This window comes from Streptomyces sp. NPDC051561 (genome assembly GCF_044454195.1).
Taxonomy (GTDB): Bacteria; Actinomycetota; Actinomycetes; order Streptomycetales; family Streptomycetaceae; genus Streptomyces.
Genome location: NZ_JBITDM010000013.1, coordinates 210,843 through 234,007, shown reverse-complemented (window position 1 = coordinate 234,007; position 23,165 = coordinate 210,843). Strand labels below are relative to the sequence as shown.

The 23,165-nt window shown below is 70.4% G+C and carries 19 protein-coding genes; 12 read left to right on the top strand and 7 right to left on the bottom strand.

Features of this window, described 5'->3' with window-relative positions; genetic code table 11:
* Positions 1-248: 248 nt before the first annotated feature.
* Positions 249-1,676 carry a dihydrolipoyl dehydrogenase gene (gene lpdA, locus ACIA73_RS26840; RefSeq protein WP_399441283.1) on the bottom strand — a complete coding sequence of 476 codons (1,428 nt, stop codon included), beginning with the start codon at positions 1,674-1,676 and terminating at the stop codon, positions 249-251.
* Between the two features lie 150 nt (positions 1,677-1,826).
* On the opposite strand from lpdA, the gene ACIA73_RS26835 reads away from it, so the two are divergent.
* Positions 1,827-2,756, top strand: a complete 930-nt coding sequence (locus tag ACIA73_RS26835) for a LysR substrate-binding domain-containing protein (RefSeq protein ID WP_399441297.1) — start codon at positions 1,827-1,829, stop codon at positions 2,754-2,756.
* On the opposite strand, the gene treY is transcribed toward ACIA73_RS26835, so the two are convergent.
* Positions 2,701-5,166 carry a malto-oligosyltrehalose synthase gene (treY, locus tag ACIA73_RS26830; protein WP_399441282.1) on the bottom strand — a complete coding sequence of 822 codons (2,466 nt, stop codon included), beginning with the start codon at positions 5,164-5,166 and terminating at the stop codon, positions 2,701-2,703. The genes ACIA73_RS26835 and treY overlap by 56 nt on opposite strands.
* A gap of 198 nt (positions 5,167-5,364) precedes the next feature.
* Between treY and ACIA73_RS26825 the strand changes: the two genes are divergently transcribed.
* Positions 5,365-6,651, top strand: a complete 1,287-nt coding sequence (locus ACIA73_RS26825; RefSeq protein WP_399441296.1) for an MFS transporter — start codon at positions 5,365-5,367, stop codon at positions 6,649-6,651.
* Here ACIA73_RS26825 and glgX read toward each other — a convergent pair.
* Positions 6,605-8,746, bottom strand: coding sequence for a glycogen debranching protein GlgX (glgX, locus tag ACIA73_RS26820; RefSeq protein ID WP_399441281.1), 2,142 nt, complete (start codon positions 8,744-8,746; stop codon positions 6,605-6,607). The genes ACIA73_RS26825 and glgX overlap by 47 nt on opposite strands.
* 207 nt (positions 8,747-8,953) lie before the next feature.
* Between glgX and ACIA73_RS26815 the strand changes: the two genes are divergently transcribed.
* Positions 8,954-10,198, top strand: a complete 1,245-nt coding sequence (locus ACIA73_RS26815; protein WP_399441280.1) for an SAV2148 family HEPN domain-containing protein — start codon at positions 8,954-8,956, stop codon at positions 10,196-10,198.
* Positions 10,199-10,321: 123 nt separating this feature from the next.
* Entirely contained in the window at positions 10,322-11,062 is a 741-nt protein-coding gene (locus ACIA73_RS26810; protein WP_399441279.1) for a 3'-5' exonuclease, read from the top strand.
* A 74-nt stretch (positions 11,063-11,136) separates the two neighbouring features.
* Here the strand turns inward: ACIA73_RS26810 and ACIA73_RS26805 are convergent, their stop codons facing one another.
* A complete protein-coding gene (locus ACIA73_RS26805) occupies positions 11,137-12,003 on the bottom strand; it encodes a phosphotransferase enzyme family protein (protein ID WP_399441278.1) in 867 nt (288 codons plus the stop codon).
* A 193-nt stretch (positions 12,004-12,196) separates the two neighbouring features.
* Between ACIA73_RS26805 and ACIA73_RS26800 the strand changes: the two genes are divergently transcribed.
* From ACIA73_RS26800 to ACIA73_RS26765, 8 genes are all read left to right on the top strand, one after another.
* A complete protein-coding gene (locus ACIA73_RS26800) occupies positions 12,197-13,141 on the top strand; it encodes a carbohydrate ABC transporter permease (RefSeq protein WP_399441277.1) in 945 nt (314 codons plus the stop codon).
* The gene (locus tag ACIA73_RS26795) at positions 13,138-13,980 is read left to right on the top strand and encodes a carbohydrate ABC transporter permease (protein WP_399441276.1); all 843 of its coding nucleotides are present in this window, start codon (positions 13,138-13,140) and stop codon (positions 13,978-13,980) included. The genes ACIA73_RS26800 and ACIA73_RS26795 overlap by 4 nt, the downstream gene beginning before the upstream one ends.
* A complete protein-coding gene (locus tag ACIA73_RS26790) occupies positions 13,980-15,284 on the top strand; it encodes an ABC transporter substrate-binding protein (RefSeq protein ID WP_399441275.1) in 1,305 nt (434 codons plus the stop codon). The genes ACIA73_RS26795 and ACIA73_RS26790 overlap by 1 nt, the downstream gene beginning before the upstream one ends.
* A gap of 71 nt (positions 15,285-15,355) precedes the next feature.
* The gene (mgt, locus tag ACIA73_RS26785; RefSeq protein ID WP_399441274.1) at positions 15,356-16,576 is read left to right on the top strand and encodes a macrolide-inactivating glycosyltransferase; all 1,221 of its coding nucleotides are present in this window, start codon (positions 15,356-15,358) and stop codon (positions 16,574-16,576) included.
* A gap of 367 nt (positions 16,577-16,943) precedes the next feature.
* Entirely contained in the window at positions 16,944-18,128 is a 1,185-nt protein-coding gene (locus ACIA73_RS26780; protein ID WP_399441272.1) for a S8 family peptidase, read from the top strand.
* A gap of 102 nt (positions 18,129-18,230) precedes the next feature.
* The gene (locus ACIA73_RS26775) at positions 18,231-18,782 is read left to right on the top strand and encodes a DUF1697 domain-containing protein (RefSeq protein ID WP_399441271.1); all 552 of its coding nucleotides are present in this window, start codon (positions 18,231-18,233) and stop codon (positions 18,780-18,782) included.
* An 81-nt stretch (positions 18,783-18,863) separates the two neighbouring features.
* Positions 18,864-19,892, top strand: a complete 1,029-nt coding sequence (locus ACIA73_RS26770) for a ketopantoate reductase family protein (RefSeq protein ID WP_399441270.1) — start codon at positions 18,864-18,866, stop codon at positions 19,890-19,892.
* A 43-nt stretch (positions 19,893-19,935) separates the two neighbouring features.
* Positions 19,936-20,601 (top strand): DsbA family protein, encoded by a 666-nt coding sequence (locus ACIA73_RS26765; protein WP_399441269.1) that lies wholly within the window; start codon positions 19,936-19,938, stop codon positions 20,599-20,601.
* A 41-nt stretch (positions 20,602-20,642) separates the two neighbouring features.
* Here ACIA73_RS26765 and ACIA73_RS26760 read toward each other — a convergent pair whose 3' ends face one another.
* The 3 genes from ACIA73_RS26760 to ACIA73_RS26750 are packed head-to-tail and all read right to left on the bottom strand — an operon-like array spanning position 20,643 to position 23,132.
* Positions 20,643-21,389: a sirohydrochlorin chelatase gene (locus tag ACIA73_RS26760; protein ID WP_399441268.1), complete on the bottom strand. Its 747-nt coding sequence runs from the start codon at positions 21,387-21,389 to the stop codon at positions 20,643-20,645.
* 5 nt (positions 21,390-21,394) lie between these two features.
* Positions 21,395-22,324 (bottom strand): ABC transporter permease, encoded by a 930-nt coding sequence (locus ACIA73_RS26755; RefSeq protein ID WP_399441267.1) that lies wholly within the window; start codon positions 22,322-22,324, stop codon positions 21,395-21,397.
* The gene (locus ACIA73_RS26750) at positions 22,311-23,132 is read right to left on the bottom strand and encodes an ABC transporter ATP-binding protein (protein ID WP_399441266.1); all 822 of its coding nucleotides are present in this window, start codon (positions 23,130-23,132) and stop codon (positions 22,311-22,313) included. Before ACIA73_RS26750 ends, ACIA73_RS26755 begins: the two co-directional genes overlap by 14 nt.
* Between the last annotated feature and the right edge of the window lie 33 nt (positions 23,133-23,165).

The following is a 23,165-nucleotide window of genomic DNA, read 5'->3' as shown; positions in this document are numbered from 1 at the left end:
GGCGCCGCGCGGGCCCGCGCCCGCGGCCGGCCCGGCGCGGGCCCCCCCCCGCCCGCGCCGGCGGGGGGGGGGGGGGGGGGGGGGGGGCCCCCCCCCCCCCCCCCCCCCCCCCTTCGGTGTGCCGCCGCCCCGGCTCCGTACGCCGGGCTGCGGCTCTGCGCCAGGCTGCTCCTGCTCCTGCTCCCCCTCCTTGTCCCGCACCTCACTCCCGCGCCCCCGCTTCTCGCCCCCGTTGCTCTGCCCCGCGCCTACTGCTGATGCAGGCCCCGGCCCGCCAGGGTGAGGAAGGTTTCGCCGACCGCCTCGGAGAGGGTGGGGTGGGCGTGGATGTGGTGGGCGACGTCGGCGGGTTCGGCGTCCCAGCCGACGATGAGCTGGCTCTCGGCGATCATCTCCGAGACGTTCGGGCCGACCAGGTGGACGCCGAGGACCCGACCCTCGCGCTCCGCGACGACCTTCACCACCCCGCCCTGACCGTGCACCATGCCCTTGGCGACGGCGGTCAGCGGCATCGTGTTCACCACCACGTCCAGGTCGCGGGCACGGGCCTCGGCCTCGCTCAGGCCGACGGCCGCCGTCTGCGGCGAGGAGTACGTCACGCGGGGGACCGCCGCGTAGTCCACCGGCGGCGAGGGGACCTGGGCCAGCGTCTCGGCCACCAGCAGGCCCTCCGCGAAGGAGGCGTGCGCCAGGCCGAGGGACGGCGGCGGCAGCAGGTCGCCGACCACATGGATGCCGGGCACCGAGGTCTCCAGCCGCGACCAGTTTGCCGGAGCCACGAATCCCCGCTCGTCCGTGGCCAGTCCGGCCGCCGCCAGGCCGAGTCCGTCCGTCACCGGGACCCGGCCGACGGCGACCAGCAGACGTTCCGCCCCGACGGTACGGGTTTCGCCGCGCGAGGTCCGTACGGTCGCCCGCACCCCGTTCTCCAGCACCTCCGCTTCCAGCATCCGCGACCCGGTCCACACCTGGATGCCGCGCTTCTTCAGCCCGCGCGTCAAGTGGCGGCTCACCTCCAGGTCTTCGAGCGGTACGAGACGCTCCGCCGCCTCCACCAGAGTGACCTCGGCGCCCATCGACCGGTGGAAGGACGCGTACTCGACCCCGATCGCCCCGCCGCCCAGCACCAGCACGGACGCGGGCAGCCCGGGAGCGAAGAGAGCGTCGTCACTCGTCACGACCCGGTGGCCGTCGGGCTCCAGACCGGGCAGTGTCCTGGGCCGCGAACCGGTCGCCAGAACGATGCCGCGCCGCGCGGTGAACTCCCCGTGACCCGCCACTCGTACCGTACGAGGACCCGTCAACTGGGCGCTGCCGCGCACCACTTCGACGCCGGCGTGCGACAGATGACCCTCCACCCCCTTGTGGTTGCGCGAGACGATGTCGTCCCGTGTCGCCACCAGGGCCGGCCAGTCCACCGAGTCCAGCGTCGCCTTCACACCCCAGCGCTCCCGGGCCTCCGCGATGCCGTCCACCAGTTCGGCGGCGTGCAGCATCGCCTTGGAGGGGATGCAGCCACGGTGCAGACAGGTGCCGCCGACCTTGTCGCGCTCGGCGAGCAGGACGCTCAGACCGAGGGCGGCGGCGCGCAGGGCGGTGCTGTAGCCGCCGGTGCCACCACCGATGACGATCACGTCGAATACGCCGTTTGCCGTCTTCACGTCGCTGTTGTTCATGCCCTCACCCTCCGCCGACCAGGGGTGATGCGTCTAAGGCAATAATTGTCTGGCTGTGATGCACGGTGTTTATGTGAGGCACGGTGTTTATGACATGCGCGGTGCTGGTGATGGGACCTGAGGGAGTGGAGCGCTGTGAGTCTGCGTCAGATGGAGTACTTCCTCACCGTTGTCGAGGAGGAGTCCTTTACCCGGGCCGCCGAGCTGCTGCATGTCACCCAGCCCGCCCTCTCGCACCAGATCAAGGCCCTGGAGAAGTCCGTCGGCGGGCCGCTGCTCGAACGCAGACCCCGTGGCGTCGGCCTCACCGTGATGGGCCGCGCCTACCTCCCGCACGCCGAACGCGCCGTCCGCAGCGCGGTGCAGGCACGCCGGGCGGCCCGCGCGGCAGCCGGAGCCGAGGGCGGCGAACTGCATATCGCAGCCCTCCACTCGGTGGCCGTCGGTATCCTCCCCGAGGTCTTCGCCCAGTGGCGCCGTGAGCATCCGGGTGTCGCCCTCCACCTGCACGAATACGCCACCACCGAGGCCCTGGAGGACCACGTCGAAAGGGGCGTCGCCGACCTGGCGGTGGGCCCCGAGCCCACGCACTGGACGGGGCCCGTGGTGCGGGTGGGAGTGGAGGAGATCGTGCTGGTGGTCCCCTTCGACGACCCCCTCGCCGGGCGCACGACGGTCCGCCTGGAGGAACTGTCCGCGCACTACTGGGTCCGGTGCGCGATGGAGGCGGTGGTGGAAGGGCGTCCCTTCCTCGACTGGGTCTGTGAGCGAGCGGGCTTCGCGCCCCGCACGGCGGTGAGGACCGAGCACACCTCCACGGCGGTACGGATGGCGGCAGCGGGGGTCGGGGTGGCTACGGCGCCGGCGCATGTGGTGCGGGGGGCGGTGGGGGAGGACTGCGTCGTTCTCTCGGTGACGCCGCCGTGGAGGAGGGCGTTGACGGTGTACTCGCGGGTCGAGCTGTCGGGGGCGGCGGCGAGGTTCGCGGAGCTGCTGGGGGGAACGGCGCCGCCGCCCGAACGGCCTACCTGCTTCCCCCTTCCCGAACCCGCACCAGCAACGCCACCGGCCGCTCGGTGAACAGTTCGGCCACCGGCGTCGCGCCCTCGAACTCACGCCCCTGATCGCCCAGTTGATCCACCCACCTGCCCTCCGGAAGATCCAGCACGGTGTCCGTCCACCCACCCGACTCCGCGAGCCGCAGGGACAACCGGGTAACCGCCGTGACCGCCTCCCCGGCGCGTGCGAACGCCACGCAGTGGCGGGCCGCCGGGCCCCGGGCGGCCAGCGGGGTGTACGTCGCCGTCTCGCCGAAGGTCTCCGGGTGCGCGCGGCGCAGCCGCAACGCACGCGTGGTCAGGGCGAGTTTCTCCTCGGAGAGGTCCGTGGGGCCGTTGGCCACGGAAGGGCGGCGCGCGCCGGACGGCCCCTGGGGCGCGGCGGCCCCCAGTACCCTCCCCAGCGCCCCCTCGTCGAAGGTCACCACCCGCCGATTGTCCGGATCCACCAGGGTCAGACACTCCCGCTCCGACCCCTGGTACAACTCGGGCACCCCCGGCATCGTCAGCTGCACCAACGCCGCCCCGAGTACGTTCACCCGCACGAGCGGCACCAACTCCCTTGCGAACACGCCGAGTTCGTAGCGTGCTGTTCCCCCGGGCCCCGACCGCACGAACCCCTCCAGCGCCTGCTCGTACGCCGTGTCCTGCTCCGTCCAACTGGTGTGCAGCCCGGCCTCCCTGGCCGCCTTCAGCATCGCCGGAACCAGCCGGTCCACCCCGGCGCCGGGTACGGCCACCGCCGTCTGCCACGCCACCCAGGCCGCGTGCGGATCCGGTGCCGCGGCCGTCCCGGCGACCCGGTCGAGCAGCCCGGCCCACTGCCGCGGGCACTCGGTCAGCGCGGCCAGCCGTGCCCGTACATCCGCACTCCGCTTGGTGTCGTGCGTGGACAGCACGGTCCCGGTGGCCGGCCAGTCCCTGGCCAGCCGGGCACAGAAGGCGTGGAACTCTTCCGGTGAGACGGCGGGACGCCCGGGGTCCCCACCCACCTCGGCCGCCGACAGCAGCGGTGTGTACCGGTAGAACGCGGTGTCCTCCACCGACTTGGCCCGCAGCGCCGACGAGGTCTGCGCGAAACGGGCGCAGAAGGCCCGGTGGTCCGGCCCCGCCCCGAGCTTCCCCAGCGCCAACTCCCGTACGACATCAACCGCTTCGGCCTCCTCCGGGACGGCGAACACCGCCTTCGCCTCCCGTACCGCCTCGGGCGGCAGCGTCGCCTCCGCCTCCTCGGGCGTGGGCCCGCCGGCCGCGACGTACGGGCGGTAGACGGGCATCCGGACCAGCAGTTCGCGCAGGGCGGTGCGCAGGGCCCACGGGGCGTGGTCGCGCAGGGCCGGGTCGGCCGCGCAGACGCGTCCGGCGCAGCGCACCAGGTAACCGGTCTCGGCGGCCAGTTCGTGGGTGAGGATGCGGTACGCGGCCCGGCGGGTGGTCGCCGCCCAGTAGCCGCCGCGGTCGCCCGGCGGGTCGGCGAACGTGCGGTAGTACTCGGTGAGTTCGTCGGCCCCGGTGGGATCGGCGAACAGTCCGTCGATCCGGTGCAGGGCGTCGTAACCCGTCGTACCGGCCACCGGCCAGTCGGCGGGCAGCCGCTCCTCGCCGGTGAGGATCTTCTCGACGACGGTCCACACCGTGCGGCCCGACCCGTCCGCAGCCTCGATGGTGGCGTCGGAGAGCCGGCGGAGGTAGGCGCCGGGTGCGGCAAGCCCGTCCGGGTGGTCGATCCGCAGCCCTTCGACGACCCCGTCCCGTACCAGCTCCAGGATCTTCCCGTGGGTGGCGGCGAACACCTCCGGATGCTCCACCCGCACCCCTATCAGGTCCGAAATGGTGAAGAAGCGGCGGTAGTTGAGCTCCGTGCGGGCCAGCCGCCACCAGGAGAGCCGGTACCACTGGGCGTCGAGCAGCTCGGGCAGCGGCAGCTTCTCGGTGCCCTCGCGCAGCGGGAAGGCGTGGTCGAAGTAGCGCAGTACGCCGTCCTCGACGCCGAGGTGCTCCAGTTCGGCGCCGAGCCGCCCGCCGAGAACGGGGAGCAGGATCCGGCCGTCGCCCGCCTCCCAGTCCAGGTCGAACCAGGACGCGTAGCGGGAGGTGGGGCCGTCGCGGAGCACCTCCCACAGCTGCCTGTTGAGGTGCTCGGGGGTGGGGACGGCCATGTGGTTGGGGACGATGTCCAGGACCAGGCCGAGGCCGTGCGCGCGGGCGGTGCGCGCGAGTGCGCGTAACCCCTCCTCGCCGCCCAGCTCCTCGCGTATGCGTGCGTGGTCCACCACGTCGTACCCGTGCAGGGAGCCGGGAACGGCCTCAAGCACGGGGGAAAGGTGCAGATGGGAGACCCCCAGGGAGGCCAGGTACGGCACCGCCGCGGCGGCCGCCGAGAAGGGGAAGGAGGGCTGCAGCTGGAGGCGGTAGGTGGAGGTCGGCGTCATGCGAACCTACGTACCCGCATTCGGGGCTTCTGTGTCATCAGCCCATGCACCCACGCGTGCACGCAAGGATAATTTCGTCTGATGGCTGGAGAGAAAAGGGCAGAGAGCACGGCACAGAACAAGCTGGGGAACAAGGCAGCGGGCAAGGCCGGGAACACGGCACGGAAGAAGCAGGGCAAACGGAAGAATTCCGGGGCTCTGAGCACATACCGGCAGAGCTATCGGGAAGCCATCGCGCTGACGGGCCCCGTGCTGCCCCTGATCTCGTTCTTCGGCCGCCTCCCCCTCGCCATGTGCCAGCTCGGCACCCTCCTCCTGGTCGCCGAAACCAGCGGCAGCCTCGGCACGGCGGGCCTGGTGGGCGGCGCGCTGGCAGCCGGACAGACGGTCGGCGGACCCCTGTTGGGCAGGGCCGCCGACCGGCGCGGACAGCGGGTCGTCGTGCTCTCCGCGACCCTGCTCAACGCGGTCGCCGTGACCGCCCTGGTCCTGGCCGCTCTCGCCCGGACCGAGACCCTGCCGCTCGCGCTGATCGCCGTCGTCGCCGGTGCCTCCGTACCGCAGATCGGCCCGATGTCACGCACCCGGACCCTGGCGCTCGCCCACCGCGGGAACGCCGACGAACGCCTCATCGGCACCGTCCTCTCCTTCGAAGGCACCCTGGACGAGGTCACCTTCGTCCTCGGGCCCGCCCTCGTCGGCCTCGCCGTCGCCGTCGCGCACCCGGCCGCCGCCCTCCTGGTGGCCGCCGCACTACTCGCCGTATGCGGTACGTGGTTCGCCCTGCATCCGACGGCATCCCTGCTACGCCCCGCCGCGCGCACCGCCTCCACCGAACGTACGAGGCTGCCCGGATCCGTCTACGCGCTGCGTGCCTCCATGGCCCTCCAGGGCGCCATGTTCGGTGCGTCCCAGGCGGGCATCACCGCCCTCACCGAAGACCTCGGAATGCCGGAACAGGCCGGCCTGGTCTATGCCGCGATGGGCGTCATGAGCGCCGTCGCGGGCTTCTCGATGGCCGCCGTGCCCGCCCGGATCGGCCTCTCCACCCGCTGGCGCGCCGCCACTGCCGCGCTGGTGGTGCTGTCGGTGCCGCTGGTGTTCGTGGGGAGCCTGTGGGCGCTGTACGTCGTGGTGGTCGTCCTCGGTGTGGCGTACGCCCCGCACATGATCACGATCTTCGGGCTCACCGAACGCGTCGTCCCCGGCCGCCGCCTGGCCGAGTCGATGGCCTGGCTGATGAGCGGAATCGTCGGTGGCCAGGCCCTCGCGCTCGCCCTCTCCGGGCGCCTCGCGGAGACCAGCGGACCGCCCGCCGCGTTCGCCGTCGCGATCGGGGCCGCCGTACTGTGCGCGGGTCTCGCCTGGACGGTGCGCCCTCGCGCCGCGCGAGGACGCACCGTGACAACTCCCGTGACAACGGCCGATGCTGAACAGGCTACGCGGGACGCTGAAGCACCGTCAGACACCGCCCGATCAACGTGATGTGTTCCCCGCCGTCGTGCTTCGCGCCCGTCCCCGGCGGCACCCCGTCCTCACGGGCGGTGTCCACGACGACCTGCCACTGCCGGCCGTGGTCCGCCGGAACATGGAAGTCGATGGTCTCCGCACTCGCGTTGAACATCAGCAGGAACGAATCGTCGGTGATCCGCTCGCCGCGCGGCCCCGGCTCCGAGATCGCCTCCCCGTTCAGGAACACGGTCAGCGCCTTGGCGTGCGCGGCCTCCCAGTCCTCCTGCTCCATTTCCTCACCCTCCGGGGTGAACCACGCGATGTCGGAGAGCTCGTCGTGGGTGCCGCGCACCGCGCGGCCGTGGAAGAAGCGACGGCGCCGGAAGACCGGGTGCTCGCGGCGCAGCGCCACCATCGCGCTGGTGAAGGCCAGCAGGGTGCCCTCCTCCTCGGCATCCCCCGCGCCGTCCTGCTCCCCGGCACGCGGCCAGGGCACCCAGGACAGCTCGTTGTCCTGGCAGTAGGCGTTGTTGTTGCCGTGCTGGGTGCGGGCGAACTCATCGCCGTGGCTGAGCATCGGCACGCCCTGCGAGAGCATCAGGGTGGCGATGAAGTTGCGCATCTGGCGGGCGCGGAGCCTGACGATCTCGTGGTCCTCGGTGGCGCCCTCCGTGCCGCAGTTCCAGGACCGGTTGTGGCTCTCGCCGTCCCGGTTGCCCTCGCCGTTGGCGTCGTTGTGCTTGTCGTTGTACGCCACCAGGTCGTGCAGCGTGAAGCCGTCGTGGCAGGTGGTGAAGTTGATGGAGGCCAGCGGGCGCCGCCCGTCGTCCTGGTAGAGGTCCGAGGAACCGGTCAGACGCCCCGCGAACTCCGCTATCGTCTGCGGCTCACCGCGCCACATGTCGCGCACGGTGTCCCGGTACTTCCCGTTCCACTCCGTCCACAGCGGCGGGAAGTTGCCCACCTGATAGCCGCCCTCGCCCACGTCCCAGGGCTCCGCGATCAGCTTCACCCGGCTCACCACCGGGTCCTGCTGCACCAGGTCGAAGAACGAGGAGAGCCGGTCCACCTCGTGGAACTGCCTGGCCAGCGTCGCCGCCAGGTCGAAGCGGAACCCGTCCACATGCATCTCGGTGACCCAGTACCGCAGCGAATCCATGATCATCTGGAGTACGTGCGGCGAGCGCATCAGCAGTGAATTGCCGGTGCCGGTGGTGTCCATGTAGTACTTCGGGTCGTCCGTGTGCCGGTAGTACGACTGGTTGTCCAGTCCCCGGAACGACAGCGTCGGCCCCAGGTGGTTGCCCTCCGCCGTGTGGTTGTAGACCACGTCCAGGATGACCTCGATGCCCGCCTCGTGCAGCGCCTTCACCGCGGTCTTGAACTCCAGGACCTGCTCGCCCCGGTCGCCCCAGGAGGCATAGCTGTTGTGCGGGGCGAAGAAGCCGATGGTGTTGTAGCCCCAGTAGTTGCGCTTGCCCGCGTCGACCAGCCTGTGGTCGTTCACGAACTGGTGCACCGGCATCAACTCCAGAGCGGTGACGCCCAGTTCGACCAGATGGTCGATGATCACCGGATGCGCCAGGGCGCCGTACGAACCGCGCAGTTCGTCCGGGAGGTCCGGGTGCAGCATGGTGAGGCCCTTGACGTGCGCCTCGTAGAGGATCGTCTGGTGGTACTCGGTGCGCGGCGGTCGGTCGTCGCCCCAGTCGAAGTACGGGTTGATCACCACCGAGGTCATGGTGTGCGGGGCGGAGTCCTGGTCGTTGCGGGAGTCCGGCTTGCCGAAGTGGTAGCCGTAGACCGACTCGCCCCACTCGATCTCGCCGCTTATCGCCTTCGCGTACGGGTCGAGGAGCAGCTTGGCCGAGTTGGACCGCAGCCCCTGGGCGGGGTCGTAGGGGCCGTGCACCCGGTAGCCGTAGCGCTGGCCCGGCATGACGCCGGGCAAATACGCGTGGCGTACGAAGGCGTCGCTCTCCCGCAGTTCGACGGCCATCTCCGAGCCGTCGTCGTTCAGCAGGCACAGCTCGACTCGTTCCGCGGACTCCGAGAAGACCGCGAAGTTGGTGCCGGCGCCGTCGTACGTGGCGCCCAGGGGGTAAGCCTCTCCCGGCCAGATCTGCATCGACTCGACTCTCCCACTCAGCGGACGCCGTAGCGTCAGATCTTCCCCGGAATCCTCCTCCAATGCGGGCTGCCCACACAGCGGTTGTGGCCTTCTGGTGCTTTCTCCCCGTCGTCTCGGGGAACGGCTGCACCCGCCACCCCATGCGGAGTACCCTTCCTTGATCGTTGACGATGGTCCAAAAAGCGTTCAGAAGGCGGTGCGTGGGTGAGCTCGGGAGGGCTGGAGCTACCCCCAGGTGACACGGGTCACGAGGGGGGCTCGGGCGACATCCCGCCCGGTACGGTCTCGCTCGCGCGGCCGATGGAGATCGGCGCGGAACTGGACTGGGGCACGGACGCCTGGAGCGAGGTGCGCACGCGCGCCCAGCGGGCCGGCCGCGCCTACATCTGGCTCAACCTCGTCGAACAGCGGATGCGGGCCGTCGTCGCCGCCGTGCTGCGCCCCGTGTACGAACCGGTGCACGGCGAGGAGTGGGTGGTGGCCGCCGCGGGGCCCGCAGGGCAGGAGTGGGTGCAGCGGGCCGTCGCGGTACGTGAGGTCAGCCGCCGCAAGGGCTATCTGCTCGACCCCGCCGACGACAACGTCCTCAGCTTCCTCACGCTCCCTCAGCTGCGGGAGCTGATGGTGCAGCACTGGCCGTGTTTCGAGCCGTACTACGAGGACCGCAGGGTCGTCGAACTCGCGCTGGACGAGCTGGAGGTGACCCGCAACGTCGTCTCCCGCAACCGGGCGCTGTCGGTGACGGTGCTCGCCCAGGCGGAGCGGGCGTCCTCGCGGCTGCTGGAGATCCTGGGCGCGGGGTCGGGCGCCCCGTCGGCAGACCGGCTGCCGGTGGACGCGGTGGAGTCGCTGGTGGGCGACCGGTACGCGGATGTGGTCTCGGTCCACCCCGACCGGGTGCGCTTGCAGCGGCAGCTGCCGGCCGAGGACCTCTTCGGCGGGGCGCGGCGGGTGGACGCGATCGGGATAGGTCTCAATCTGCTGGTGCAGAACTTCTCCGGGCGGCGGCTGGTGCGGCTGGCGGAGGCGGGGTGCCGGGTGCGGCTGCTCTTCCTCAATCCGGCGAGCAGCGCGGTGAAGCGGCGGGAGCGGGAACTCGGCCTGAAAAAGGGTGAGTTGAGTCGCTCGGTGGAGATGAACATCCTCCATATGCGGCGGGTGCGGGCGCTGCTGCGCGACCCGGGCGCCTTCCAGATCCAGGTGTTCGACGAGACGCCCCGCTTCACGGCGTACCTGGTGGACGGGGACGGTCCTGGCGGCCTGGCGGTGGTGCAGTCGTATCTGCGCCGGGCGCGGGGGATGGAGGCGCCGGTGCTGGTGCTGCGTGGCGGCGGGCGGGGCGGGCGCGACGGGGTGGTGCGGCACGGGCAGGACACCGAGCACGGCCTCTTCGAGACATACCGGGAGGAATTCGAATCGGTGTGGACGGACTCGCGGCCGGTCTCCTGAGGGTCCGGATGCTCTGTCCTGAGGGCGCGTCGCATCTCCGGCCGGTGATCTTCGGAGCCGATTGTCAGTGGTGCGTGCGAGGGTTGTTTTCCGTTGGGGGAGAACACCGAAGGAGGCCCAGCAATGGGATGGCACGGGGAATCGCTGATCGGCTTCGACCTGGAGACCACGGGTACGGAACCGCTGGAGTCGCGCATCGTGACGGCCGCGGTGGTCGAGGTGCGGGGCGGGGACGTGGTGGGGCAGCGGTTGTGGCTCGCTGATCCGGGAGTTCGGATTCCGGCCCAGGCCTCGGCGATACACGGGATCAGCAATGAGCGGGCGGCCAGTGAGGGACGCCCGGTGCGGGAGGTCGCGGACGAGGTCGCCTCACTGCTGGTGGAGAACTGGGCGCGAGGGGTTCCGGTCGTCGCGTACAACGCCGCTTTCGATCTGACGATGCTCTCGGCTGAGCTGGCCAGACATGGGCTGCCGGCGCTGGGGGACCGGATGGCGGAGCGGACGGGCGACGCGGGACTGGGCCCGGTGGTGGACCCGCTGACCATCGACCGTGCGGTCGACCGCTATCGGCGGGGCAAGCGGACGCTGGAGGCGGTGTGCGTGGAGTACGGGGTGGTGCTGGACGGGGCGCACGAGGCGTCGGCGGACGCGGTGGCGGCGGTGCGGGTGGCTCTGGCGATAGCCGAGCGGCATCCGTCGATCGCGGCGCTCTCCTTGCAGGAGCTGCACCAGGAGCAGGTGCGGTGGTACGCGGACTGGGCGAGTGGGTTCCAGGAGTTCCTTCGCACCAAGGGGACACCGGACGCGGTGATCGATCCGGCCTGGCCGGTGCGGGCGCCCAGTGCGGCCGGCACGGGGGTGTAGTTGCGCGCTCCGCCGGTGGCGGCGCCTCGCTCTGCCCGTGGTGGCGCCTCCTTGCGTGCGCCGCCGTCACCCGCTCAGAACGGGTACCACCGCACCTGCGGGTCGTTCTCCCGGAGGGACGCCACCCGGCGGCGGAACTCGACCAGCGCCTTGGGGTTGGTCGGGGCGTGCTGGGCGACCCACGCGCAGCTGGCCGTTTCGCGGGCCCCGCGCAGCACCGTACAGCCGTCCCACTCGCGGACGTCCCAGCCGTAGGTCGAGACGAATCCCTGGTAGGCCTCGTCGGGGAGTCCGTACCGGTCCCGGGAGAGTGCCATGACGACCAGGTCGTGTTCGCGGAAGTCCGAGGAGAAGGTCTCCAGGTCGACCAGGACCGGCCCTTCGGGCCCGACAAGGACGTTGCGCGGCAGCGCGTCCCCGTGAATCGGCCCGGGGGCCAGGCGCGGATTCAGTGCCGCGGCCGCCGCCGCGAACCCGTCCCGACGGCCTCGCAGATACACCGCGTCCTCGGCATCGATCGCATCCCCGGCCAGGCGCAGCCACCGCTCCACGCCACCCAGCAGCTCCCGGGCGGGCAGCGCGAACGGCGGTGCGGGCAGCGCGTGGACCAGGTTGAGGAGGGAGGCCACATCACGCGGCTCGGACGGCCGGACCGCCTCCGGCAGCCTGTGCCAGAGGGTGACCGGGTGGCCGTCCACCAGCCACGGCTTCGCGGCGGCCGGGCGTACCGCGGGGACCCCCGCCGTAGCCAGCCACTCACCCACGGCCAGTTCACGCTCCGCACGGGCCGCCAGGTCGGGGGAGTCCCGGCCCACCTTCGCCACGAAGGCACCGTCCGCACCCTCCACGGCGAACACCGCGTTCTCGCCCAGGGACAGCAGCTTCGCCCCGGCCGCGAGCCCGGTCGCCTCCAGCACCTCGCGTGCGCGCGTCTCGTCCATCGTCGTGCTCTCCCGTGCGGATAGTTCCCAGTTGTCAGGGAACAGGTGGTGAATCCCTCAAAGTCTCGCATCCGTGCAGGCAGGCCGCGCAGGTTGCCTTGACGAACCGACGGCCCGTCAGCACGATGACGGGGGCCGCCTGAGCGTCCAGAACACCACACAACAGTCCGATCTGCCCTAAGGAGCCTAATTCGTGTCATTGGCTACTGAAAAAGGGCAGTCGGGCAGACCGGGCAGACCGCCCGCCGACCGGCCACCCACCGGCCGGCGCCCCGACTTCGGCGCCTGGTTCCTGGTTCTCCCCGCCCTGATTCCCATCCTGGTCCTCAGCGTCGGCCCGCTGCTCTACGGCATCGCGCTCTCCTTCACCGACGCCCAGTCCGGCCGCACCGCCCCCACCCAGTGGATCGGCACCCTCAACTTCCAGGACCTGATCCACGACACCCTCTTCTGGGAGTCGTTCCGGATCGGGCTGGTGTGGGCGGTCGGTGTCACCGTGCCGCAGTTCCTGCTGGCGATGGGGCTGGCCCTGCTGCTCAACCAGAACCTCCGGTTCCGGTGGCTGGCACGCGCCCTGGCGATCATTCCCTGGGCCATGCCGGAGGTCGTCGTCGGCATCATGTGGCGCCTCGTCTACAACCCCGACGCGGGCATCCTGAACGAGACACTCGGCAACCTGGGCCTCGGAGACGGCCGTGACTGGCTGACGGGACTCGCCACCGCCCTCCCCGCCGTGATCATCGTCGGCATCTGGGCGGGCATGCCGCAGACCACCGTCGCCCTGCTCGCCGGACTCCAGAACACTCCGCACGAACTGCACGAGGCCGCCGCCCTCGACGGCGCCGGTGCCTGGCGCCGCTTCCGTACCGTCACCTGGCCCGCGATCCGGCCCATCGCGCTGTCCATCACCGCGCTCAACTTCATCTGGAACTTCAATTCCTTCGCCCTGGTCTACGTCCTGACCAGCGGCGGACCGGGCGGCCGGACCCGCCTCCCGATGCTCTTCGCCTACGAACAGGCCTTCCGTTACGGCCAGTTCGGGTACGCCGCCGCCATGGGCTGTGTGATGGTCGCGGTCATCTCGGTACTCCTCGCCCTGTTCCTGGTGGGCCGTCTCAAGGGAGGCGAGGACAGTTGAGCTTCCTCCGCGTCAGCAAACCCGTACGGGCCGGCCAGTACCTCGCGCTCCTCGCGTACCTGGTCTTCCTCGCCTTCCCGTTCCTCTGGCTGGTCTCGACGGCCTTCAAGTCCCCGCGCGAGCTCGGCGACCTGCACCCCACCTGGATCCCCAAGGACCCCAGCCTCGACAACTTCCGCCAGGCCTTCGATGAGCAGCCGCTGCTGGACGCCGCCCTCAACAGCCTCCTCGCGGCGTTCTCGGCCGCGCTGATCGCCGTCCTCATCGCCACCCCGATGGCCTTCGTGATGGCCCGCCACCGATCCCGGCTGACCACCGCCGCGACCGGCTGGGTGGTGATCAGCCAGGCGTTCCCGTTCGTGCTGGTGATCATTCCGCTGTTCCTGATCCTTAAGAACCTGCATCTGATCAACTCGCTGCCGGGTCTGATCATGGTGTACGTCGTCTGGTCGCTGCCCTTCGCGCTGTGGATGCTGGTGGGGTACGTCCGCGCGGTGCCGCCCGAGCTGGAGGAGGCCGCCGCCGTGGACGGAGCGGGCCGGCTCCGTACTCTCGTCTCGGTCACCGCGCCGCTGCTCGCGCCCGGACTCGTCGCCACCGCGCTGTTCGCGTTCATCACCGCATGGAACGAGTTCTTCTTCGCGCTCGTCCTGCTCAAGTCCCCGGAGAAGCAGACCTTGCCGGTCATCCTCACCCACTTCATCGGCACCGAGGGCGTCGCCGACCTCGGCCCGCTGGCCGCGGCCGCCTTCCTCGCCACCCTGCCCTCGCTGGTGATCTTCTCGATCATCCAGAAGCGGATCACCGGCGGGATGCTGGCCGGGGCGGTGAAGAGCTGATGCGCGCCAAGTGGCTCCCCGTCGCGCTCTGCGGCGTGCTCCTCCTCTCCGGCTGTGCGGCCACCGAGCGGGGCCCCGACAAGAACGGGGTGATCACCCTCCGCTTCCAGTCGCTGGCCTGGCAGAAGGAGTCCATCGAGATCAACAAGCAGTTGGTGAAGGAGTGGAACGCAGCCCACCCCAAGGTGCGGATCGAGTACGTCCAGGGGAGCTGGGACAATGTCCATGACCAGCTGCTCACCTCCTTCGAGGGCGGCGAGGCCCCCGACCTCATCCACGATGCCTCCGACGACCTGGCCGACTTCGCGTACGGCGGCGACCTCGCCGATCTCACCCCGTACCTCAACGGTCCTCTGAACCGGCTGAGCAAGGACGTCCCGCGGCAGAGCTGGGAGACCGCCACCTTCGACAAGAAGGTGTACGGCGTTCCCTTCCTCCAGGAGCCGCGCGTCCTGATCGCCAACTCCAAGCTGCTCAAGGCCTCCGGAGTGCGGATCCCCACGCCCCGGCAGCCGTGGACCTGGGACGAGTTCAGGAACGTCGCGAAGAAGCTGACCACCGACATGGGTCCCAAGAAGTACGGCGTCGCCTGGCCGCTCAAGGAACCGGTGTCGGCCACCCTCAACCTGGGCCTGACGGCGGGCGGCGAGCTGTTCCGGCGGGGCGAGGACGGGAAGTACCGCATCCGTTTCACCGAGGACGACGAGGTGGTGCCCGGCACCGTCCACGACCAGGTCAACACCGATCACTCGGCCTCCTCCGCCACCCTCGGCATGGGCGGCTCGGACACCCTGCCCGGGTTCTTCGGCGGCAAGTACGCGATGGTCCCGCTGGGGTTCTCCTACCGCCAGCAGATCAACGAGCAGGCGCCCGAGGGCTTCGAATGGACCGTGCTGCCGGCCCCGGCGGGCAAGGACGGGCTGACCCAGGGGGTGAGTCCGCAGACGCTCTCGGTGTCCGAGGACAGTCCGTACAAGAAGGAGGCCGTCGAGTTCATCGACTTCTTCCTGCGGTCGGAGAACATGGTGCGCCTCGCCCAGGGCGACTGGATGCTGCCGACCGGAACCGAGGCGCTCAGGGCCCCGGCGCTGCACGCCGAGAAGGACGGCTGGGCCACCGGAACCGCACTCGCCGCCCATCTGAAGGCGGCCCCCGCGCAGGCCGTGCGCGGATACCCGGAGTGGAAGGACAAGGTCGCCACGCCCGCGTACCAGGAGTACTACAGCGGGGCGATCGACGAGGCCGGACTGCGTCAACGCCTGGAGAAGGACGGGAACTTGGTGCTGGGCCGCTATCAGCGCTGAGAGCCGGGGCTGACACGCCGGAGGTCTGAAATAGGTTGCACGAGACGTTCCGTCTCGCTTACGGTGTGCGCATGACTGCCACGCCTCGCACCGGCACGCCTCGCGCTGCCGCGCACATCGCCATGTTCTCCATCGCCTTCCCGGGGCACGTCAATCCGAGTCTTGAGGTGGTACGGGAACTGGTCGCGCGGGGGCACCGCGTGAGTTACGCGATCCCCGCCTCGTACGCCGACAAGGTCGCCGCCACCGGCGCCGAGCCGGTGATCTACACCTCGACCCTGCCGGACGAGGACGCCGACCCGGAGGTCTGGGGCACCGAACTCATCGACAACATCGAGCCGTTCCTGGAGAACGGCATCCAGGCGCTGCCGCAGCTGATCAAGGCCTTCGAGGGGGACGAGCCCGACCTCGTCATCCATGACATCACCGGCTACCCGGCGCCGATCCTCGCCCACCGGTGGGGCGTGCCCGCCATCTCCCTGTCGCCGAACATGGTCGCGTGGGAGGGGTACCACGAGGAGGTGACGGAGCCGATGTACGCCGAACTCCTGAAGACCGAGCGGGGGCAGGCCTACATGACCCGCTTCAGCGACTGGCTGCGGGAGAACGACATGCCCGCGGACGACTTCTTCAGGTTCATCGAGCCCGCCCGCTCCCTCGTCCTCATCCCCAAGGCGCTCCAGCCGAACGCCGACCGGGTGGACGAGACGGTCCACACCTTCGTCGGCGCCTGCCAGGGCGAGCGGGCGGAGCAGGGGGAGTGGCGGCGTCCGGCCGGGGCGGAGAAGGTCGCTCTGGTCTCCCTCGGCTCGTCCTTCACCAAGCAGCCCGCCTTCTACCGCGCATGCCTCAAGGCCTTCGGTGATCTGCCGGGCTGGCACCTGGTGCTCCAGATCGGCCGGTTCGTCGAGGAGTCCGAGCTCGGCGAGATCCCGGCCAACGTCGAAGTGACGCGCTGGGCACCGCAGTTGAGCATCCTCAAGCAGGCCGAACTGTTCGTCACCCACGCGGGGGCGGGCGGCAGTCAGGAAGGGCTGGCCACCGGTACGCCGATGATCGCGGTGCCGCAGGCCGTCGATCAGTTCGGCAACGCCGACATGCTCCAGGCGCTGGGGGTGGCCCGGCGCATCGACACCGAGGACGCCACCGCCGAACTCCTGCGCAGCACGGCCGAGTTGCTGGTGTCGGACGCGGAAGTGGCCGGCCGGCTCGCCCGGATCGCGGACGACATGACGAAGGAGGGCGGCACCAAGCGGGCCGCCGACCTCATCGAGGCCGAACTCCCCGGATAACCTCCGCGCCCGACTTCCCGGCCCGCTTCCTCTTCGCACTCCCTGGTGCCCTTCATTCGTGCGCAATTGAGGAGATGAAGAGAAGAAGTGAAGGAGCCCGGCCCTTGTGATATTCGCAAGGGCCGGGCTTTTTGTGAAGGCGCCAACTGACTTTCAAGTAAGGCCAGTTGACCGAATGCCCGACTCGGCCTGCACTGTCCCTATTTTTGATTACGGATTTTTGTTTAATGGATTACGGCCGTATGGAGGACTTGATCTGTCGCCGTCAATCCGCCAGTGTTTCGACCCAACCCCCGGAGGACTTCCGGTCCTTGGGGGTTACCCCCACACATTCCCCCCACAGAGAATGGCGAGGAGACCCCTCTTCATGGCCATACACAAGACCAAGCTGATCGCGGCGATAACCACCGTTGCCGCCGTGGCAGGTATGACCGCCCTCACCGCCCCCACGGCGGGTGCGGCCCCGGCGCAGGGCACCATCCACGGTGCGAACGCGGCGGGTGCGGTGGCGGGCAGCTACATCGTGATGCTCGACCAGAAGGCCGACAAGAAGGCCCTCGCCAAGAACTACGGCGGTGAGCTGAAGCGCAATTACAGCTCCGCCATCAACGGCTTCTCCGCCTCCGGCCTCACCGAGACCGAGGCCAAGCAGCTCGCGGCCGACCCGGCCGTCGCCAAGGTCGTGCAGAACAAGAAGTTCACCGCCGACGCCACCCAGGACAACCCGCCGTCCTGGGGCATCGACCGCATCGACCAGACCGACACGGCAGGCGACAAGAAGTACACCTATCCCGACAGTGCCGGTGAGGGCGTCACCGCGTACGTCGTCGACACCGGGGTCCGGGTCAGCCACAAGGACTTCGGCGGACGTGCCGTCTCCGGCTTCGACGCCGTCGACAACGACGACAACGCGGACGACGGCAACGGCCACGGCACCCATGTGGCCGGCACCATCGCGGGCACCGCCCACGGTGTCGCCAAGAAGGCGAAGATCGTCGCCGTCCGGGTGCTCGACGACAACGGCTCGGGCACCACCGAGCAGGTCGTCGCGGGCATCGACTGGGTCACCGCCAACCACAAGGGCCCGTCCGTCGCCAACATGAGCCTGGGCGGGGGCGCCGACCCGGCTCTCGACGCTGCGGTCCAGAAGGCCATCGCCTCCGGCGTGACCTTCGCGGTCGCCGCCGGGAACGACGCCAGCGACGCCAAGGACTACTCCCCGGCACGCGTCCCCGAGGCCATCACGGTCGCCTCCTCCACCAACGAGGACGCCCAGTCGGACTTCTCCAACTTCGGTTCGATCGTGGACATCTACGCCCCCGGGTCGGACATCACCTCCTCCTGGAACGACAGCGACGACGGCACCAAGACCATCTCCGGTACGTCCATGGCCACCCCCCACGTGGTCGGCGCGGCGGCGGTCTACCTGGCCGGTCACCAGGACGCCACCCCGGCGCAGGTCGCCGAGGCCCTGACCGGCGGTGCCACCCCGGACAAGATCACCAACCCGTCCGCGGGCACCGCCAACAAGCTCCTGAAGGTCGTCGAGTAGTCCGCGACATCCTGACGGGATCCTGCTGAAGACCGGCCGCCGCGCCCTTCCCCCACGGGGCGCGGCGGCCGATTGTCAGTGGCGCGCCTTATCGTCGGGAGCATGAAGACGAAGAGGTACGCCGCCCTGCTCCGCGGCGTGAATGTGGGCGGCGCCAAGGTGCCGATGGCGGAACTCCGCGGCCTTCTCGCGGAATTGGGGCACACGGACATCACGACGTACCTCAACAGTGGGAACGCGGTCTTCGGCGCGGACGCCGGCATTCCACAGGACGACCTCGCCCGCGACCTCGAAACCGCCATCGAGAAGCACTTCGGCTTCCCCGTCGCCTGTCTGGTCCGCGACCACACCTATCTGCGCGCCGTGGCCGACGGCTGCCCCTTCCCGGCCGACGCACTCGAAGGCAAGCAGCTCCACGCCACGTACTACTCCGGCCCCCTCGGCCCGGACCGTTTCGCCGGCATCGACACCCAGGCGTACCTCCCGGAGGAATTCCGCCTCGGCGACAAGGTCCTCTACCTGTACGCCCCGGGCGGCCTCGGCCGCTCCAAACTCGCCGAAGCCCTCGCCAAGCCCGCCCTCAACAAGGGGCTGATCCCCACCAGTCGAAACTGGAACACGGTACGCAAACTGGTCGAACTCACCGCACCGTGAAGGCCGTTGACAGGGCATGCATGATCGAGCCATAGCGAGGGAGCCCACACCGGGACGAGTGGAACGAGCAGGGAGAGCCGTATGCGGTACGTCATCATCGGGGCCGGTGCGATCGGCGGGGTAGTCGGCGGACAGCTGGCCGAGAGCGGGCACGAGGTGGTGCTGGTGGCCCGCGGCGCCCAACTGGCGGCGCTGCGCGAGACCGGACTCCGGCTCACCACCCCCGAGGGCACCCGGCCCCTCCGGCTCCCGTGTGCGGCAGGTCCCGAGGAGGTGGATTTGCGCCCCGACGACGTACTCCTGCTCGCGGTCAAGAGCCAGGACAGCGTCGCCGCGCTCGACGCCTGGAGCGGACGTCCGGTCGCCGGTGGCGGCACGGCGGGCGAGATGCTGCCCGTGGTCTGCGCCCAGAACGGCGTCGAGAACGAACGGCTCGCGCTGCGCCGCTTCCGCCGGGTGTATGCGATGTGCGTCTACCTCCCGGCGATATTCATCGAGCCTGGAGCGGTCTCGGCGGCCGGGGATCCGATGACCGGCGTACTGCACCTCGGCCGTTACCCCACGGGTGTCGACGCGACGGCCACGGCGATCGCGGCAGACCTGGAGAAGTCGCGCTTCGCGGCGCCGGTGGTGCCGGACGCGATGCGCTGGAAGTACTCCAAACTGCTGAGCAACACCCTCAATTCCCTGGGCGCGGTGTGCGGCGCCCCGGCCCTGTCCGCCCCCGTCGGTCTGGACCTCGCCGCCCGCACCATGGCCGAGGGCCGGGCGGTCCTGGCGGCGGCGGGCATCGAAGCGGTCGGCGAGGCCGAACACATGGCGGCCAGGGACGGCCTGGTCGTCCAGGTGCGGATGGAGAGCGGGGCGGCGGGTGCCGGCTCGTCCTGGCAGAGCCTGGTGCGCGGTACCGGCAGCATCGAGGCCGACTACCTCAACGGCGAAGTAGTCCTCCTCGGCGCCCTGCACGGGGTGCCGACACCGGTCAACGAGGTGCTCCAGCGACTGGCGAACGAGTTCGCACGCGAGCGGCGCGCAGCGGGATCGATGCCGGTGGAGGAAGTGGCGGCAGCAGTGGCAGCAGCGGAATTGGCCCACCGGGACACGGCGTAAGTGGACCGGCCCCCAGGGCCGCCCGCTGGCTAAGGTCGCTGACATGACGACATCGAACAGCCACTCCGCACCGACCTCACCCGGCTCACCCGATTCACCCGCCTCGCCGACCTCGGTGGACTTCTACTTCGACCCCGCGTGCCCCTTCGCCTGGATCACCTCCCGCTGGATGCTGGAGGTCGAGAAGGAGCGCGACCTCACGCTCCGGTTCCGCCCGATGAGCCTCTACCTGCACAACGAGGGCAACGAGCTGCCCGACTGGTACCGCGAGCTGGTCGACAAGTCGATCGGCCCGGTGCGGGTGGCCGTCGCGGCGGCGGAGCGCGAGGGGGACGGCGTGCTGCGCGACCTCTACACCGCTTTCGGCACCCGCATCCACCACGAGAAGAACAAGGACTTCGACGAGGTGATCACGCAGTCCCTCGCCGCACTGGGACTGCCGGCCGACCTCGCCGAGGCCGCGCACTCAACCCAGCACGACGACGCGGTGCGACGCAGCCACGAGGCCGGCTTCGACCCGGAGGCCGGCGGCTACGTCGGCACGCCGACCCTCCACGTCGACGGCACGGTCTGGTTCGGCCCGGTCCTCCAGGCCGTCCCCCGGGGCGAGGAGGCCGCCCGCCTCTTCGACAGCTTCCGCGTGATGGCCAACCACGCGGGCTTCTTCGAACTCAAGCGCACTCGGGCGGGCAAACTGGACTTCAGCTGACCGACCTGGCTTCGCGCGCAGGCAGCGCAGGCAGCGCAGGGTCAGGAGGCGAGGGCGTGGACGGGGAGTGCCGCTTCCTCGTAACGCTCCAGGACGAGCGCGGCCAGTTCGTCCGACGCGCCCAGCACCTGGGCCAGTACGTCAGCCCCTGCCGCCCCCCGCCCGATCCGGTCCGGCAGGCGTCCCGGGGCCAGGACGTACGGGGCGACGGCCACCCGGCGTACTCCCGTCGCGCGGAGTTCCCGCACGACGTCCTCGGTGCGGGGCAGTAGAGCGGAGGCGAACGCAGGCCGCACGGTGCACCAACCGGTGTGCCGCAGCTCCCGCGCAATTTCAGCGATCACTGCGATCGCCTCCGGGTCGGTGGAGCCCGCCGAGGCCAGGACGACCCCGGTCGAGCTCTTGTCCTCGGGCCGCAGCCCGGCTTCGTACAGCCGTCGTTCGACAGCGGCGAGCAGAAGGGGAGAGGGGCCCAGCACGTCCGCGAGGACGATACGCAGCCGAGCGGGCGCCTCCCGCAGCACGGCCGGGATGTCGGACTTGGCGTGGAAGGCGCGGGTGAGGAGGAGGGGGAGGGCGACGACGTCACGCAGTCCGGCGGAGTCCAGACGCGCCAACTGATCCGGCACCGAGGGCGAGTTGAAGTCCAGGAAGGAGACTTCGACGCGCGTCCCCGGCTGTCGCTCCCGCACCCGTGCCGCCAGCGCACGCACCGTCGCCGCGTGGCGTGCGTCGCGGCTGCCGTGGGCGATGAGGAGGAGTGCGGGCGGGGGGACGGGGCCGTGCATGGGGGTCAGCTCCTGACGAGGAGGCCGCGGCTGCGCAGCACGCGACGCTCCAGGGGCGAGAAGAACAGCAGATCGATGCCGATGCCGACGATCAGGATGAGCAGGATCGTGGCGAGGACGCCGGACATGTCGCTGTAGGTGCGGAAGTTTTCCATCAGCTGGCCGAGCCCGGTGCCCAGGTCCGGCGAGCTGGCGATCAGCTCGGCCGCCATCAGCGAGCGCCAGGAGAAGGCCCAGCCCTGCTTGAGTCCGGCCAGATAGCCGGGCAGTGCGGCCGGGAGCAGGACGTGCCTGACGGCGTGCAGTCCGGTCGCGCCCAGGGTGCGGCCCGCCCGCAGATACAGCGGCGGGATCTGGTCGACGCCCGCCACCAGGCCGTTGGCGATCGACGGTACGGCACCCAGCAGGACGACGGCGTAGATCGTGGTGTCGGTGAGGCCGAACCAGATGATCGCGGCGGGCACCCAGGCCACGGACGGAAGCGACTGGAGGCCGGACAGGATCGGCCCGATCGCCGCCCGAACCGGCTTCACCCGGGCCACCAGCAGCCCCAGCGGGGTGCCGATGGCCACCGAGACGACGAAGCCGAGGGCGCCGCGCGAGATGCTGGTCCAGATGTAGCCGAGCAGGGTGCCGTCGAGCCACATCGCCTCGACGGACCTCCAGACGTCCAGCGGGCCCGGCAGGACGTAGTCCGGCTTGACGTCGGAGGCCGCCGCGAGCTGCCAGAGGGTGAGCACGATCGCGACCGCGACCAGCGGCGGGACCACCTTGGCGAGAACGATCCGGCCGAACGGGGCGCGCTCGGCCGTTCGGGACTCCAGGGCGTCCAGACCGGCTTCGAGCCCGGCGAGGTCGGAGCTCTTGCCGGCGCTCCCGGGGGACCGGACGTCCGCCTCGGTGGCGGACGCGGCGTCGGTGTCAGTGCTGGCCATGTCGGCGGATCTCCCCACGGAGTTGTTCGGTGATCTCTACGGACAGGTCGGCGACCGCGGAATCCTCGATCCGGCGCGGCTGCGGGATGCCGACCCGCCACTCCCGGGCGATCCGCCCGGGCCGCGAGGACAGCAGGACGACCCGCTGGGCCAGCCGCACCGCCTCGCGCACGTTGTGCGTGACGAACAGGACGGACACCGAGGTCTCCGCCCAGATGCGGGTGAGTTCCTCGTGGAGTACGTCCCGGGTGATGGCGTCCAGCGCGGCGAACGGCTCGTCCATCAGCAGGAGTTGGCTGTCCTGGGCCAGGGCGCGGGCGAGGGCGACACGCTGGCGCATACCGCCCGACAGCTCGTGCACCCGCTTGCCGTACGCGCCCTTGAGCCGGACGAGTTCCAGCAGTCGCTCCGCCTCCGGGCGGCGCTCCGCCTTGGCGACGCCGCGCAGCTTGAGCGCCAGCTCGATGTTCTTGCCCGCGGTCAGCCACGGGAAGAGGGCGTGTTCCTGGAACATCAGCGCCGGACGGCCGCCCGGCACATCGATGCTTCCGGCGGTCGGCGCGTCCAGCCCGGCAACCAGGTTGAGCAGCGTCGACTTGCCGCAGCCGGACGCCCCCAGGAGGGTCACGAACTCGCCCGGTGCGACATCGATGCTGATGTCGTCCAGGACGAGCTGCTGACCCGGGCCCGGCCGGCCGAACGACTTCGAGACGTGGTCGATGCGCGCGGCGTACGACGTCGAGCGCGCGTCCGTCCCGTCCGCGACCGGCGCGGCGGCGGTGTTCTGCTTGACGAGTGCGGTGGCCATGGGTCTCACCTCCAAGGGGCGTAACAGATGGGC